At 59.9% G+C, this 13,476-nt stretch carries 15 protein-coding genes and 1 riboswitch; of the genes, 2 read left to right on the forward strand and 13 right to left on the reverse strand.

What is annotated here, in order from left to right:
- Positions 1 to 59: 59 nt before the first annotated feature.
- The 12 genes from purH to RIN56_11860 all read right to left on the reverse strand — a co-directional run bounded on the left by purH (position 60) and on the right by RIN56_11860 (position 11,256).
- On the reverse strand, positions 60 to 1,595 hold the full coding sequence (gene purH, locus RIN56_11805) for a bifunctional phosphoribosylaminoimidazolecarboxamide formyltransferase/IMP cyclohydrolase (protein ID MDR7867496.1): 1,536 nt from the start codon (positions 1,593 to 1,595) through the stop codon (positions 60 to 62).
- Between the two features lie 9 nt (positions 1,596 to 1,604).
- Positions 1,605 to 2,222: a phosphoribosylglycinamide formyltransferase gene (gene purN / locus RIN56_11810; GenBank protein MDR7867497.1), complete on the reverse strand. Its 618-nt coding sequence runs from the start codon at positions 2,220 to 2,222 to the stop codon at positions 1,605 to 1,607.
- Entirely contained in the window at positions 2,215 to 3,267 is a 1,053-nt protein-coding gene (purM, locus tag RIN56_11815) for a phosphoribosylformylglycinamidine cyclo-ligase (protein ID MDR7867498.1), read from the reverse strand. Before purM ends, purN begins: the two co-directional genes overlap by 8 nt.
- Positions 3,264 to 4,721, reverse strand: coding sequence for an amidophosphoribosyltransferase (gene purF, locus RIN56_11820; protein MDR7867499.1), 1,458 nt, complete (start codon positions 4,719 to 4,721; stop codon positions 3,264 to 3,266). The genes purM and purF overlap by 4 nt, the downstream gene beginning before the upstream one ends.
- A 13-nt stretch (positions 4,722 to 4,734) precedes the next feature.
- A complete protein-coding gene (locus RIN56_11825) occupies positions 4,735 to 5,445 on the reverse strand; it encodes a phosphoribosylaminoimidazolesuccinocarboxamide synthase (protein ID MDR7867500.1) in 711 nt (236 codons plus the stop codon).
- 17 nt (positions 5,446 to 5,462) lie between these two features.
- Positions 5,463 to 5,954, reverse strand: a complete 492-nt coding sequence (gene purE / locus RIN56_11830) for a 5-(carboxyamino)imidazole ribonucleotide mutase (GenBank protein ID MDR7867501.1) — start codon at positions 5,952 to 5,954, stop codon at positions 5,463 to 5,465.
- A gap of 30 nt (positions 5,955 to 5,984) precedes the next feature.
- Positions 5,985 to 7,355 carry an NCS2 family permease gene (locus RIN56_11835; protein ID MDR7867502.1) on the reverse strand — a complete coding sequence of 457 codons (1,371 nt, stop codon included), beginning with the start codon at positions 7,353 to 7,355 and terminating at the stop codon, positions 5,985 to 5,987.
- Between the two features lie 272 nt (positions 7,356 to 7,627).
- Positions 7,628 to 7,729: riboswitch (purine riboswitch) on the reverse strand.
- An 88-nt stretch (positions 7,730 to 7,817) separates the two neighbouring features.
- Positions 7,818 to 8,639, reverse strand: coding sequence for an RMD1 family protein (locus RIN56_11840; protein MDR7867503.1), 822 nt, complete (start codon positions 8,637 to 8,639; stop codon positions 7,818 to 7,820).
- A 13-nt stretch (positions 8,640 to 8,652) separates the two neighbouring features.
- Positions 8,653 to 9,471, reverse strand: a complete 819-nt coding sequence (speD, locus tag RIN56_11845; protein ID MDR7867504.1) for an adenosylmethionine decarboxylase — start codon at positions 9,469 to 9,471, stop codon at positions 8,653 to 8,655.
- Positions 9,472 to 9,519: 48 nt separating this feature from the next.
- Positions 9,520 to 9,651 carry a hypothetical protein gene (locus RIN56_11850; protein MDR7867505.1) on the reverse strand — a complete coding sequence of 44 codons (132 nt, stop codon included), beginning with the start codon at positions 9,649 to 9,651 and terminating at the stop codon, positions 9,520 to 9,522.
- The gene (locus RIN56_11855) at positions 9,648 to 9,854 is read right to left on the reverse strand and encodes a hypothetical protein (GenBank protein MDR7867506.1); all 207 of its coding nucleotides are present in this window, start codon (positions 9,852 to 9,854) and stop codon (positions 9,648 to 9,650) included. Before RIN56_11855 ends, RIN56_11850 begins: the two co-directional genes overlap by 4 nt.
- A 58-nt stretch (positions 9,855 to 9,912) precedes the next feature.
- The gene (locus RIN56_11860; protein MDR7867507.1) at positions 9,913 to 11,256 is read right to left on the reverse strand and encodes a hemolysin family protein; all 1,344 of its coding nucleotides are present in this window, start codon (positions 11,254 to 11,256) and stop codon (positions 9,913 to 9,915) included.
- A gap of 462 nt (positions 11,257 to 11,718) precedes the next feature.
- Here RIN56_11860 and RIN56_11865 point away from each other — a divergent pair, with 462 nt between their 5' ends.
- Positions 11,719 to 12,375 (forward strand): flagellar brake domain-containing protein, encoded by a 657-nt coding sequence (locus RIN56_11865; protein MDR7867508.1) that lies wholly within the window; start codon positions 11,719 to 11,721, stop codon positions 12,373 to 12,375.
- A 6-nt stretch (positions 12,376 to 12,381) separates the two neighbouring features.
- Here RIN56_11865 and RIN56_11870 read toward each other — a convergent pair whose 3' ends face one another.
- Positions 12,382 to 12,612, reverse strand: a complete 231-nt coding sequence (locus tag RIN56_11870; GenBank protein MDR7867509.1) for a hypothetical protein — start codon at positions 12,610 to 12,612, stop codon at positions 12,382 to 12,384.
- Between the two features lie 255 nt (positions 12,613 to 12,867).
- Between RIN56_11870 and RIN56_11875 the strand changes: the two genes are divergently transcribed.
- Positions 12,868 to 13,056 (forward strand): YjfB family protein, encoded by a 189-nt coding sequence (locus RIN56_11875; GenBank protein MDR7867510.1) that lies wholly within the window; start codon positions 12,868 to 12,870, stop codon positions 13,054 to 13,056.
- The last annotated feature ends 420 nt before the right edge of the window (positions 13,057 to 13,476 follow it).

The raw sequence follows: 13,476 nt of genomic DNA on the forward strand, positions 1-13,476 counted from the left end.
ACGCTGAGGATGGCAGCCGAGGAGCAACGCCGCAGATGGGGCTTTATCAATGGCCGTAACTAATGCTTGAAATGACGGACACCCGTAAACACCATCGCCATCCCCTGCTCGTCCGCCGCCTTGATCGACTCCTCGTCGCGGACCGAGCCCCCAGGTTGGATAATGGCGGTGACGCCCGCCTTGGTCGCGGCATCCACCGTATCCCTGAAGGGGAAGAAAGCGTCGGAAGCAAGCACCGCGCCTTCGGCAGCCTCGCCGGCCTGGGTCAGGGCGATGTTCGCCGCTCCTACCCGGTTCATCTGCCCGGCGCCCACGCCGATGGTACGGTTGTCCGCCGCCACGACGATCGCGTTCGACTTGACATGCTTGACCACCTTCCAGGCGAACTGAAGCTGCTCCAGCTCGGCGGCGGTCGGCTGCCGTTTACTCACGACCGTCATCTTCGCCTCAGGGTCGCCGGCGTCGGTATCCTGCACGAGGATGCCGCCCGCCACCCGCTTGATATCCATGGCGTCCGCACTTTTGCCAAACTCGGCCGCCAGCAGGCGGACATTCTTCTTCTCGCTCAGCATCGCTAAAGCCTCGGCGCTGTAGCCCGGCGCGATCACCGCCTCGGCGAACAACTGGCCGATCTGCTCGGCGGTCGCCTTGTCCACCTCGCGGTTGAGGCCGATAATGCCCCCGAACGCCGAAACCGGGTCCGCCTCGTACGCTTTGGCATAAGCCGCCGCCAGGCTGTTGCCCGTGCCGGTGCCACAAGGATTGGTATGCTTGATAATCGTCGCCGCCGGCGCGGCGAACTCGTTCACGATATTAAAGGCGGCCTCAAGATCGACGATATTGTTGAACGACAGTTCCTTGCCGTGGAGCTGCCGCGCGCCCGCCACCCCCGGCCCGGCGAAGCCCCGCTCGCGGTAAAAGGCCGCCTGCTGATGGGGGTTCTCCCCGTAGCGTAGATCCTGAACCTTGTCGAATACCAGCTGCATACTCGCGGGGAAGCGCCCCTGGCCGAGCTGACCGGCGAGATAGCGGGCAATGCAGGCGTCATACTCGGCAGTATGACTGTAGGCCTCTCTCGCCATCTCCATCCGTATTTCCTGGGAAATTTCGCCGTTTTTCGTCAATTCGTCGGCAATCAGACCGTAATTGGCCGGGTTTACCACCACAGTAACATGGGCGAAGTTCTTGGCGGCCGCCCGGATCATCGCCGGACCGCCGATATCGATATTTTCCACCGCCTCGCCCAGGGTGACGTCCGGCTTGGCGACCGTCTGGCGGAAGGGATACAGGTTGACCACCACCATGTCGATGCCCTTGATCTTGTGGTGACGCATCGCCTGCACATGGTCGGGGTTGTCGCGGATGGCGAGGATGCCGCCGTGGATGTACGGGTTGAGAGTCTTCACCCGTCCGTCCATTATTTCCGGGAAGCCGGTGATCTCGCTGACATACACCACCGGGATGCCCGCTTCCTTCAGCGTCTTCATCGTCCCGCCGGTGGAGATGATCTCCACACCCAGACCGTGGAGAACGCGGGCGAACTCCACCACCCCGGTCTTGTCGGAGACGCTTATAAGAGCCCGTTCGATCTTCATTTCAGCCACCTACCGTTTCTCAGTGATGATCACCTTGCGCCCTTCGATCTTGAGCCGTCCGTCGCAGAACAGCCCGACCGCCCGCGGATAAAGCCGATGTTCGACATGGAGGATACGCTCGGCCAAAGCGTGTTCATCGTCGCCGTCCAGCACCGGCACAGCCTCCTGAAGAATGATCGGGCCGGTGTCCACACCCTCGTCGACGAAGTGGACCGTGCAGCCCGATACTTTGACCCCGTACCTGACCGCCTGGGCCTGGGCTTCCAGCCCGGGGAAGGCGGGCAGCAGCGCGGGGTGGATATTCATGATCCGGCCGGGGAAGCGGCCGATGAAATCACTGCTGAGAATGCGCATGAAGCCGGCTAGCACGACCAGCTCCACGTGATGGAGCTGAAGTTCGGCGGCGATCGCCTGCTCGAACGAGCGCTTGTCGGCAAACTTCTTGCGTTCGATGACAGTCGTGGTGATGTCGAAGCCGGCCACCCGCTTCAAGGCCAGCGCGCCCGGATTGTCGCTGATCACGACGCCGATCTTCGCCTTCAGCCGTTCGGCCAGGATGGCGTCGAGGATGGCCTGCAGATTGCTGCCCCGCCCCGACACCAGAACTCCGAGCACCGTCCTATTCATCGAACACGCCTCCCTTGATGGTCACCGTCCGCTCGCCGGCCGTCACCGCACCGATGACGTACGACCGCTCGCCGCGGTCGGCAAGGTCCTTGCGCACCGCCTCAGCCTCGCCAGCGGGCACCACCAGGATCATGCCGATGCCCATGTTGAAGGTGCGGTACATCTCCGGCCAGGCTACCTGCCCCCACTCCCGCAAGAGGGCGAAGATCGGCGGCATGGGCCACGCCGACGCATCGACCGTCACGCCGCAGCCGTCGGGCAGCACCCGGGGGATATTGTCATAAAAACCGCCGCCGGTGATATGTACGAGGCCGCGGAGGGGAAATCTGCCGAACAGCGGCAGGCAAACCCGCGGATAAAGGCGCGTGGGTGTCAGCAACTCCTCGCCCAGCGTTTTGCCAAGCTCGGGGATGACGGCGTCCACGCCGAACTTTTTCACATCGAAACAGATCTTCCTCACCAGCGAAAAGCCGTTCGAATGAAGCCCGCTCGACGGCAGGCCGATAAGCACGTCGCCCGGCTTGATGTTTTCGCCGGTTATCAGGCGGGACTTGTCGGCGATGCCGACCGCAAAGCCGGCGATGTCGTACTCGCCGTCGGGATAGAAACCCGCCATCTCGGCAGTCTCGCCGCCGATGAGAGCGCAGCCCGACTCGCGGCAGGCGATAGCCACGCCGCTGACGATCGCCGCCACCTTCTCCGGCTCCAGGCGGCCCACCGCCAGGTAATCGAGGAAAAACAGCGGCTCGGCTCCCTGCACCAGGATATCGTTGACGCACATCGCCACCGCGTCCTGGCCAATGGTATCGTGTTTGTCCATCATGAACGCCAATCTGAGTTTGGTACCGACACCGTCGGTGCCGCTCACCAGCACAGGCTCCTTGTATCCGCCCGCGTTCAGGGCGAACAGGCCGCCGAAGCCGCCGATATCGCCCAACACCTCGGGGCGGTAAGTCGCCCGCACATGCTTCTTCATCAGGTCCACCGCCCGGTTGCCGGCGTCGATATCCACCCCGGCCTGGCGGTAGGTCAATCCTTCGCTCATCCCTCTCCCCCGCGTTTCTTGCGGCTTGCGGCCGCTTCAAATACGAATTTACTGCTCGCCGCGTCGTCCCCGCCGGGTATGCTGCAGGGATAATCGCAATTGAAGCAGGCGTAACACATCCGGTCGTATTTAATGTTAGCCACCGACCCGTACAATCCCTCCAGCGAGAGATAATAAAGCGCGTCGGCGCCGATGAAATCCCTGATCTCCTCCACCTGCTTGCTGGCGGCGATCAGCTCCTTGCGAGCCGACGTATCGATGCCGTAATAACAAGGATAGCCGATCGGCGGCGAACTCACGCACATCTGGACCGACTTCGCGCCAGCCTCCTTCAGCATCTTGACGATCTTGCCGCTCGTCGTGCCGCGGACGATCGAGTCGTCCACCATTATGACCGACTTGCCTTCCACAACCGCCTTATTGGCGTTGAGCTTAATGCGCACGCCCGTGTCCCGCTTCTGCTGCTCGGGCTGGATAAAGGTGCGGCCGATGTAGCGGTTCTTGATCAGCCCCTCGGCGAACGGCACGCCCGATTCGTAACTGAAACCGAGAGCCGCCGTCGTCCCCGAGTCGGGCACCGCGATGACGAGATCGGCCTTGAACCCGCTCTCGCGGGCCAGCTGGCGCCCCATGGCGAAGCGGGCCGCGTACACGCTCTGCCCGTCGATGACGCTGTCAGGACGCGCGAAATAGATATATTCGAAAATACACAGCGCCCGCCGGTCGCCCTGGCCAAAGCTGAAAAAGCGGGGGCCGTCGTCGTCGATAACCACCATCTCGCCCGGCGCCAGATCGCGGATCATCTCCGCGCCCACCGAATCAAGGGCGCATGACTCGGACGCCAGCACCCAGCCGCCGTTGAGTTTTCCCAGGCACAGCGGCCGGAAGCCGTGGGGGTCGCGGACGCCGATGAGCTTGCTGTCGGTCATAATCACCAGACAGTAAGCGCCTTCGATCCGGGCCACACTCTCCAACACCCGTTCCTCGATCGTGCTCTTTCCCGAACGGGCGATCAGATTGACGATCACCTCACTGTCGATCGACGTCTGAAACACGCTGCCCTTCTGCTCGAGATCGACGCGCAGCTCGCGGGCGTTGGTGAGGTTGCCGTTGTGAGCGAGACTGATATGGCCGCCCGAATACGTCACCATCAGCGGCTGGGTATTGATCAGCAGGCTGGACCCGGTGGTCGAATAACGCACATGGCCGATGGCGATATACGCCCCCTCCATCTCTGGCAGGCCCTTGCGGAACACCTCGCCCACCAGGCCCATGCCGCGCTGGATATCCATCTCGCAGCCGTCGGTCAGGGTGATGCCGGCGCTTTCCTGGCCGCGGTGCTGGAGAGCGTACAGTCCCCAGTAAGTGTTCAGGGCCACATCGTCATGGCGGGAATAAATGCCGAATACGCCGCACTCCTCGCGCGGTTTGTCGCTTAAAAGTTCACAATTCACTCTGTCAGTCACCTCAATACTTCTCGCCCGTCAAACGGAACAGCACCTCTTTGTAAGCGTCCTCGACATCGCCGAGATCGCGGCGGAAACGGTCCTTGTCAAGTTTCTGGCCAGTCTCGCTGTCCCAGAAGCGGCAAGTATCGGGGGAAATCTCGTCCCCCAGGAGCAGTTGGCCGTTGTGAAGACCGAACTCCAGCTTGAAATCGATAAGTTCGAGCTTCTTCTCCTTGAGATACTGACTCAATATGGCGTTGATCTTCAGGCCCAGCTCCTGAATAGCCTTGAGCTGCGCGTCGTCGGCCAGCCCCATCGCTTTGGCATGGTACTCGTTGATCAGCGGGTCGCCCAGCTCGTCGTTCTTGTAATAAAGCTCGACAACCGGCTGCGGCAGCTTGCGCCCCTCTTCCCAGCCGATGCGCTTGGCCAGGCTGCCGGCGGCGATATTGCGCATAACCACCTCGATCGGCAGGATGGTCAGCTTCTTGACAAGCATCTCGCGGTCGCTCACCATGCGCACGAAATGGTGGGGGACGCCGTTCTTGCCCAGCAAGTCGAAAAAGAAAGTGGAAATCTTGTTATTCAGGATGCCCTTGTTGAGGATCGTCCCCTTCTTTTCGCCGTTGAAAGCGGTGGCATCGTCCTTGAAATACACCAGATACTCGTCAGGATTCTCGGTCGCGTATACCTTCTTGGCTTTGCCTTCATAAAGCATTTGGGCCATCATTCATTCCTCCGTATCAATCATTTATTTAGACTGGCAGTCACCTTGGCGGCTTTTTGCTCGACCTCGGCGGCCATCGTCCGGCGATAGGCGGCGAGTTTTTCCTGCAGCGCGGGCTCGGCCGTACCCAGGATCTGCACCGCAAACAGCGCGGCGTTCTTTGCCCCGTTGATCGCCATCGTCGCCACCGGGATGCCGGCCGGCATCTGCACGATGCTCAGCAGGGCGTCCATCCCGCCCAGCGAAGTGCTGTTGACCGGCACGCCGATGACCGGCAGCGTGGTGAAGCTGGCTACGACGCCCGGCAAATGGGCGGCGGCGCCCGCGGCGGCGATAAACACGCCCACGCCACGGTCGGCGGCAGTTGTCACAAAATCGTGCACCTTCTCAGGCGTGCGGTGGGCGGATGCCACCACCACCTCGGCGGCCACCCCGAACTCCGCCAGCGTCTTGAGCGCTGGCTCCAGCACCGGCAGGTCAGAATCGCTGCCCATGATTATCGCTACTTTCATGTTACTCCCCCTTAATATCGATGACCCGGCCTAGGCGGCCAGGAAAACGAACCTTATCACGACAAGCGCCGCCATCACGTAGACAATCCAGTGGACCTCGCGGCCACGCCCGGTCGCCAGCTTCAGGAGCGGATAAAAGACCAGGCCGGCGGAAATACCGTTGGCGATGCTGTATGTAAAAGGCATCAGCGTAATTGTCAGAAACGCCGGCAACCCTTCGCTCAGATCGGCAAAATCGATGTGGCGCGCCCCCTCCATCATCATGGCGCCGACGATAATCAGGGCCGGGGCGGTGGCCGCGTCCGGGATAAGCCCGGCCAGCGGCGTAAAGAACAGCGCCAGCAGGAAGAGCAAGCCGCAGGTCACGGCCGTCAGGCCGGTGCGACCGCCGACACCGATGCCGGCAGCGCTCTCGATATACGAAGTGATCGTGCTCGTGCCCAGAAGAGCGCCGAGGCTAACGCCGGTGGCGTCCACCAGCATCGCCTTGCCGATACCGGGGAAGCGGCCGTGCTTGTCCATCAGCCCGGCTTTGGTCGCCGTCCCGACCAGCGTGCCCATCGTATCGAACAGCTCCACGAACGTGAAGGTGAAAATAATCGTCACCAGCCCCATATTGAGAGCCCCCCAGACATCGAGGGCCATGAAGGCGTTGCGGCTGAAATCGGGCACCGCCACCGGGCTGAAACCCGGCGGCACCTTGACCACCCCGGCCAAAATCGCCAGCACGGTGGTCGTCACGATGCCGGCAAGAATAGCGCCCCGCATCTTCCGGGCGGTCAGCACGCCGATCAGCAGCAGGCCGAACACCGCCAGCAGCACCTGCGGCTCCGCCAGGCTGCCCAGCTCCAACATCGTCTCAAAGTGGGCCGGCGTGCCGTTGCCCTTTGCGGCGACAAGCTTCTCCAGCGTTGGCGGGATGAGCGCCAGCCTGATCGTCATCAGTCCGGACAGCTTCAACCCGATGATGGTGATGAACAGGCCGATGCCGGCAGTGATAGCGTACTTCAGCGAGGCCGGTATTCCTTCCACCAGCAGTTGGCGTACGTGAGTCACCGTCAGAGCAATAAAGATAAGACCGGAAATGAACACCGCCCCAAGCGCCGTCTGCCATGGCACCCCCATGCCGATGACCACCGTGAAAGCGTAGAAAGCGCTCATCCCCATCCCTGGTGCCTGGGCGATCGGGTAATTGACGAACAACCCCATCATGATCGTCACCAAGCCGGCGCCGATGGCTGTCGCCAGCAGCACCGCGTTCTTGTCCATCCCCGCCGTCCCCAGGACGCTCGGATTGACGAACAGGATATACGCCATCGTCATGAAAGTGGTAACGCCCGCCAGCACCTCCGTCTTCACATCGGTCCGGCGCTCGCGCAGGGAAAACAATCTCTCCAGCATATCCTCACCCATCCATTCTGCTAGACTGTTTCCCATTATACCCGCGACGCCGTTTTTTACTCACCTGCAGGGCATGACGCCCCCTACGCAGACCTTGATCCACCGCAGCCGGGAAAACAAATAAACCCGGCGGGGGATTTTCCATCTCGTAATGAGCGAAACCTCCCCGCCCGGGTTTTTATCCCTCCGGTGTAGCGTCACCGAGTGGCGCCTGTACCACTCGGTCCAGGCCAAGCCGAAGCGCAGCACGAGCGGCGTCGGTCATGCGGAACCCTAGGTACACTTTCACCCGTAGTCAGGCGATTTACGGTCGCCCGGTAGGAACTTTTGGGCCATATCCCCAAAATTATACGAGCTATTCATTTGTACAAGTCTATTTTACCGCCGGCGGCGGCACAGTGTCAACGAAAAAAGTGAACCTTTTTGACATCAGTCGCCAAAACGTTCGCATTTTGCCCCCCCCTATCTCAGAAACATATCGGTCAGCGACAGCACGATCTCGATGGCGATAAGGATGATCACCGCCCACTCCAAGCGGTTGCCGCGCTTGGCGTGGGCCAGCCCGGCGAACACCGTCGTGATGTCCATCAGCGCCTCCGTCTTGTGGCGGATGCTCTCATAGCGGTCGGCCAGTTCGAATAGCGCCCCCAGCTCGTCATAGAGCGCTGCCGCTTCCTCGTTCACCCACGTTATATCAGGCTTGTCGAGCAGCATTATATACGACAGCGTACTCAAGCGAAAACCGAGGATGCGCGCCGACATCCGGGCCAGTTGTTCGTCCGACATCGTCAGCCGCCCCTGCCCCAGCAGCGCCACTATATCCTCAATCTCGTCCAGCAGAGCATTCGTGCCGATCTCCGTCCGCTCCAGCGCCCCCGACTTAGCCAGCACCGTCGCCACTATCTCCCGCTGGTAGCCCTCCTCCCTCCGCACCACCAGGCAATCGTTGTTAACCGACGGCTCCTCATCGCTCGATACCTCGATGCGGTAATCGTCGGCGTAAGTCAGTCCGCCAACCTCCGCCAGGCTGCTCTCCACCTGCCCGAGATAACGGATCACATCCATCATCTCATGGTGCTGGCAGTTCACGAACACCATCGAACCGAACGAAAAAATGTGCACAGACTTGCCGGCCGGCTCCAGCACCACGCCCTTGAGAGCACTCTCGCCAAGCGCCAGCGAGTCTTCCCACCGGTACTTGCGGCGGATGCCGAAGTGCGCGGCGATGGCGTTCAGGCCAATCTCGCTCGTCAGCGCTGCCGCTTTGAACTGGGCGGTCGCCATCTCGCCACCTCCGTCACACCTTGGGAATATTCCGACCGTAGAAAATCTCCGCCATCTCCCTCTTCAGGCGCTGTTTGATCTTCTTCTTCTCGCCCGGCAGCAGCTCTTTCTTCGCCGTCCCGAACAGATAATTGTCGAGATCGAACTCCTTGAGGATCATCTTGGTATGAAAAGTGTTCTCCTGATAAACGTTCACATCAATCATATTGTACCGGTCGCGGCTCTCCTTGCCGATGTAATTCTGAATGGAGTTTATCCGGTGATCGATGAAATACTTCTTGCCGGTCACGTCGCGGGTAAAGCCGCGCACCCGGTAATCGAGGATGGCGATATCCGAGTTGAAGCTGCCCAGCAGGAAATTGAGCGCTTTTAGCGGCGAAATCTCCCCGCACGTCGAAACGTCGATGTCGGCGCGGAATGTGCTTATCCCCTTGTCGGGGTGGCTCTCCGGGTAAGTATGCACCGTGATATGGCTCTTATCGAGGTGGGCCACCACCGCCTCGGCCGCCCTCACCTCCGGGGCGGCCGCGTTCACCTGGGCAAGAGCATCGCCCTCCTTGCCCTCGGAAATCAGCATCACCACACTCGCCCCCTGCGGCTCGTAGTCCTGCTGGGCGACATTGAGGATGTTCGCGCCGATGATGCCGGCCACCGCCCTCAAGATAGCCGTCAGGCGGGCGGCGCTGTACTCCTCGTCGATATAAGCGATATACTCGCTGCGGTGCTGCGGACTGGTCGCGTAACATATATCGTACATATTGAAGCTCAGCGTCTTGGTCAGGTTGTTGAACCCATAAAGCTGCAGCTTCTTCTTCAGCGCCTTCACATCCATACTCGCAAAACCAAGCCCCGGCGCTCGTCCGGGGCTTCCATCCTTCCGTCAGTCCTCGTTACCGTCTCCGTCCGGGCTGTCGTCCCGAACCTCGTCTTCGGGCGCGATATCGGCGGTGGCGGCAATAATCTGAGCCAACGGCACACTGGAGAAATATCCGCCGACTAGCCTCTTCTTCACGCAGAACCGCCTCCTTGCCTTCCGTCTTTACTGCCCTGGGAGATGTCCTCCATGCCTCGCATGCAGGCGGCGCGGAAAGAATGCTCATTGGCGACATCCCCGGAAACGATCGACCTGTCTATCTGCTCCCGCGACGCCGCGTTATCGCCGGCGCTCATCGCATACTCCGACGCGAACGCCTCGCTGTCCGTCTTTTTCGGCACCGTTCACCACCTCCTGGCGATAGTTTGCCCCGAACAGGGCAAAAAAAAATCCCCCGGCCTAAACCGAGGGATACTCAACAATGCCATTATCATTTTCCGGCGGCAAAGCCAATACAAGCACCTTATCCACCCGTGTACGGTCCATGTCCACCACCTCGAAACGGTACCCGCCCCACGTGAAGCTGTCGCCCGTCTGAGGGATATCGCCAAGAAAAGAAATCACGAACCCGCCCAGCGTCTGGTAGCCGGCCCGCTCCTCCTCCGGCAGCTCGCCGAAACCGAACAACTCCTTGAAATCCTCAACATCCATCATCCCATCGAGCAGCCACGAGCCATCCTCCCGGCGGACCGCCTCCTCGTCGTTCGCCCCCTCGCCCAGCGCGATCCCGCCGACGATATGCTCCATGATATCGTTCAGCGTCACCAAACCGTCGATGCCGCCGAACTCGTCGATAACAAGGGCGATAGTCATCTTCTCTTCCTTGAACGCCTCCAGCATCTTCAGAGCCGGCATGCTGCGCGGCACATAAATCGGCTCGCGTGCCGACTGCTCAAGATCGAGCTCCTTGCCGGCCACATGGTCGGCCAGCAAATCTTTTGTGAACACAACCCCCACGATTTCGTCGAGGCTGCCTCTCGCCACCGGGAAACACGAATGGCGTCCGTCGGCGATAATATTCAGGTTCTGGTGCGCCGAATCCTCCAAATCAAGCCACTCGATCTGCACGCGGGGAGTCATCAGCGCACCGGCCCGCATATCGCTGAGCTGGAAGATATTCTCCACCATCTCCCGCTCACTCTCCTCGAACACCCCGTGCTGCGCCCCCTGCCCGATCATCACCTTAACCTCTTCCTCGGTCACAGGCGGCTCATCCGGCGGCTTGGCGCGAAGCAGCGCCAGCACCATGCGCGTCGAAAAACTCAGCAGCCGCACCAGCGGCCGGTTTATAAACACGAACACACCTATCGGCCTCGCCACGAGCACAGCGATCGGTTCGGGATTATTGAGAGCGATCCGCTTCGGCACAAGCTCGCCGACGACCAGCGAAACATAAGTTATCACCGCCACCACCAGCACCAGGCTCACCGGATCCGCGAACCTGGCCAGCGCCGGCACCTCTTTGAGCCAGACCGCCAGATGCCCCGAAAGGGTCGCGCCGCCGAAAGCGCCGGTCATGATACCGATCAGGGTAATGCCCACCTGTACGGCCGACAGCATATCCGTCGGCTCCTGCGCCAGCTTCAGCGCCCTTGCCGCGCCGCGGTCGCCCTGGGAAGCCATATGCTCCAGGCGGCTCGCCCGCGACGAAACGATCGCCATCTCGGCAAGGGCGAAGAAGCCGTTGGCGACAATCAGCAGGAAAATTATCCCGATCTCCGAACCTAATGAAGGCGTGTCCAAACCGCTATAACACTCTCCTCGAAAATACAGCTTTTTAGCTAATATTATAGCATGCCCTGCCAACAAAAAGGAAACGGTCCGCAAGAGCGTCATACCCCGCGCCGCCACTCTCTGGCGGCAAAAGCGGCCAGCCCCATAAACGGCCGGGCCCTAGCGCCGGATTTTGCCTATTATCGCCGCCTTTTGCCCTCAAACACGTGGAAAAGCGCAACCCCGCCCTGGCCGCGAGATTGCGCCTTTCCGTTCTCTCGTTCCTCTTCTCACACTCGTTTAAAAGCTAAAAGCTACACTTTAATTAAACTACAAACAAACGCAGCTTGAAAGAGGAGCAATACCTTATTTTCGCAGGTGTCAGGTCCTATGCTCCGCCTCCGTCCGGCCCATGCCCGGCAGGAAAACCGCCCCGCCCTGTCGAATCTCGATACTATCTCACACAACTCGCCTGCATGGAGAGAAGGCCGCATGAAAAACTTTCACGTGACCCAAAAAATCGACATAATCGTCGAAGATCCCGATTCCAAGCAGCGCCAAGTCTATTCCAGCCGCATCGAAGACATTGGCCAGAATTCCATGACCATCGCCGCCCCTTATCGCCGGGGCTTCTACCTGCCTCCCTTGCCCGGCCGCAAGCTCAGCATCCGCGTGGCCGCCGACAGTTGCGCCTTCCTCTTCAACACCATCCTCCTCCGCACCGTCGAAGACCCCATCCCCCTGTGGATAATAGCCCCGCCCACCGACCTCAAAAAAATCCAGATGCGCGCCTACGTCCGCCTCCATGACGTCCTCGACGTCAAACTCGAACTTGTCGATGACGCCGGCGACAACAGCATCATCGCCACCCTCACCAAAGACATCAGCGCCGGCGGCCTCAGGGTTGCTTTAAGCAAACCGCTCGCGGCCGGCACCAAAGTCAAAATCACCCTGCCCCTTCCCGGCGTCTGCACCCTCGAAACGATGGGCGAAGTCATCCGCGACATCCCTCCCGATGAACCCGGCGACCGGCACGCCGCCGCCATCGAATTCAAAGACATCAAAGAGCGGGACCGCGGTGAAATCGTCAAATACATCTTCAGAAAACAAGTCGAGCGTCGCAAGAAAGAACAGGAACTGTTCCAATAAACCGATTCACGCCAAAAAGCCCCGGCTAAAGCCGGGGTTTATCGTGCGCTCCCCAAAATCGACAAGGGCCATGCCTGTCGCACGGCCCTTGTTCGCGGAAAAATGCTGTCCGGGCAATACCAGCGGATAATAGTCAGCCACCCGCATTAACTCTTGTTTTTCCTGTTCATGCACAACCAGATTGTATGAAGTAAAAGCAGCAGCAGAGCCGTGATGTCGATAGCCGTCATCTGGCATCCCCCCTCCGCCCATCCGATGGCTCACTCACCCGAGCCAACCCCTCCCGCGCCGGTGAAAGGAATCCCGACCGACCGACCCTTCCTGTTGTTTGTATTATACCATATTTTGTAAATAAAGACTTTGTCTGGCAGCAAGAATACCGTATACCCGCGTCGCCCCGTCCTGTCCCCCGATAAATAGGACCCCGGTCGGCAGGAATTCTTTGCCCGGCCCGCCGAATATACGATATATAAACAACGCGGGAGGTGCGCAATGAACATCATGTCGGTAAACCCGGCCATCACCTTGTCGGCCAAAGCGGACGGCGCCGGCCTCCTCGTAATGAAAAAAGCCCTCGACACCTTCAGCCGCGACGGGCAGAACATCGTCGACCTTCTCAAGCAGTCCTCCCCGCCCGCCTCGCCCCCCCACCTCGGCAACACCCTCGACATCAAAGCCTGACCCCTCACCCCCGGCCGCACAGCCGGGGGTTCATTTTTCGATTTACTGCTCATTGCCGAAAATTATTTTCACAGAAATAGCGTTTTGGACGAAAAGTGGACTTTTAGTGGACTGTTTGGCCAAAACATGTGATATGATGATAACGTAAAGAAGACCGCCCCGGGTGGACTGAACCCTATCCACCGGGGGGCGGCCTTCTTAATTTCAGGTACAATACGCTTGCCTCCCGGCTGCTCCCCGGCCCTACCATCCGTCGTCCCCAACGATCCCCGCTCTACCCGATTCTCTACGTTCCTGTCATAAATTTAATCAACGAAAATCGAAGCTATTCTAGTTGGCTTCATCGGAATAATATCTATGCCTTAGCATTATGGTTTGCAACGTTTCCATTAGCATTTTGGTATTTATTCACACTAAATG

The organism is Sporomusaceae bacterium, assembly GCA_031460455.1.
Classification (GTDB): domain Bacteria; phylum Bacillota; class Negativicutes; order Sporomusales; family UBA7701; genus Anaeroselena.

Excerpts from the sequence above, each read along its gene's own strand:
- purH (MDR7867496.1), bottom strand. The coding sequence starts at position 1,595 with ATGAAGATCGAACGGGCTCTTATAAGCGTCTCCGACAAGACCGGGGTG.
- purN (MDR7867497.1), bottom strand. The coding sequence starts at position 2,222 with ATGAATAGGACGGTGCTCGGAGTTCTGGTGTCGGGGCGGGGCAGCAAT.
- purM (MDR7867498.1), bottom strand. The coding sequence starts at position 3,267 with ATGAGCGAAGGATTGACCTACCGCCAGGCCGGGGTGGATATCGACGCC.
- RIN56_11825 (MDR7867500.1), bottom strand. The coding sequence starts at position 5,445 with ATGATGGCCCAAATGCTTTATGAAGGCAAAGCCAAGAAGGTATACGCG.
- purE (MDR7867501.1), bottom strand. The coding sequence starts at position 5,954 with ATGAAAGTAGCGATAATCATGGGCAGCGATTCTGACCTGCCGGTGCTG.
- RIN56_11835 (MDR7867502.1), bottom strand. The coding sequence starts at position 7,355 with ATGCTGGAGAGATTGTTTTCCCTGCGCGAGCGCCGGACCGATGTGAAG.
- RIN56_11840 (MDR7867503.1), bottom strand. The coding sequence starts at position 8,639 with ATGGCGACCGCCCAGTTCAAAGCGGCAGCGCTGACGAGCGAGATTGGC.
- speD (MDR7867504.1), bottom strand. The coding sequence starts at position 9,471 with ATGGATGTGAAGGCGCTGAAGAAGAAGCTGCAGCTTTATGGGTTCAAC.
- RIN56_11865 (MDR7867508.1), top strand. The coding sequence starts at position 11,719 with ATGAAAAACTTTCACGTGACCCAAAAAATCGACATAATCGTCGAAGAT.
- RIN56_11870 (MDR7867509.1), bottom strand. The coding sequence starts at position 12,612 with ATGCCAGATGACGGCTATCGACATCACGGCTCTGCTGCTGCTTTTACT.
- RIN56_11875 (MDR7867510.1), top strand. The coding sequence starts at position 12,868 with ATGAACATCATGTCGGTAAACCCGGCCATCACCTTGTCGGCCAAAGCG.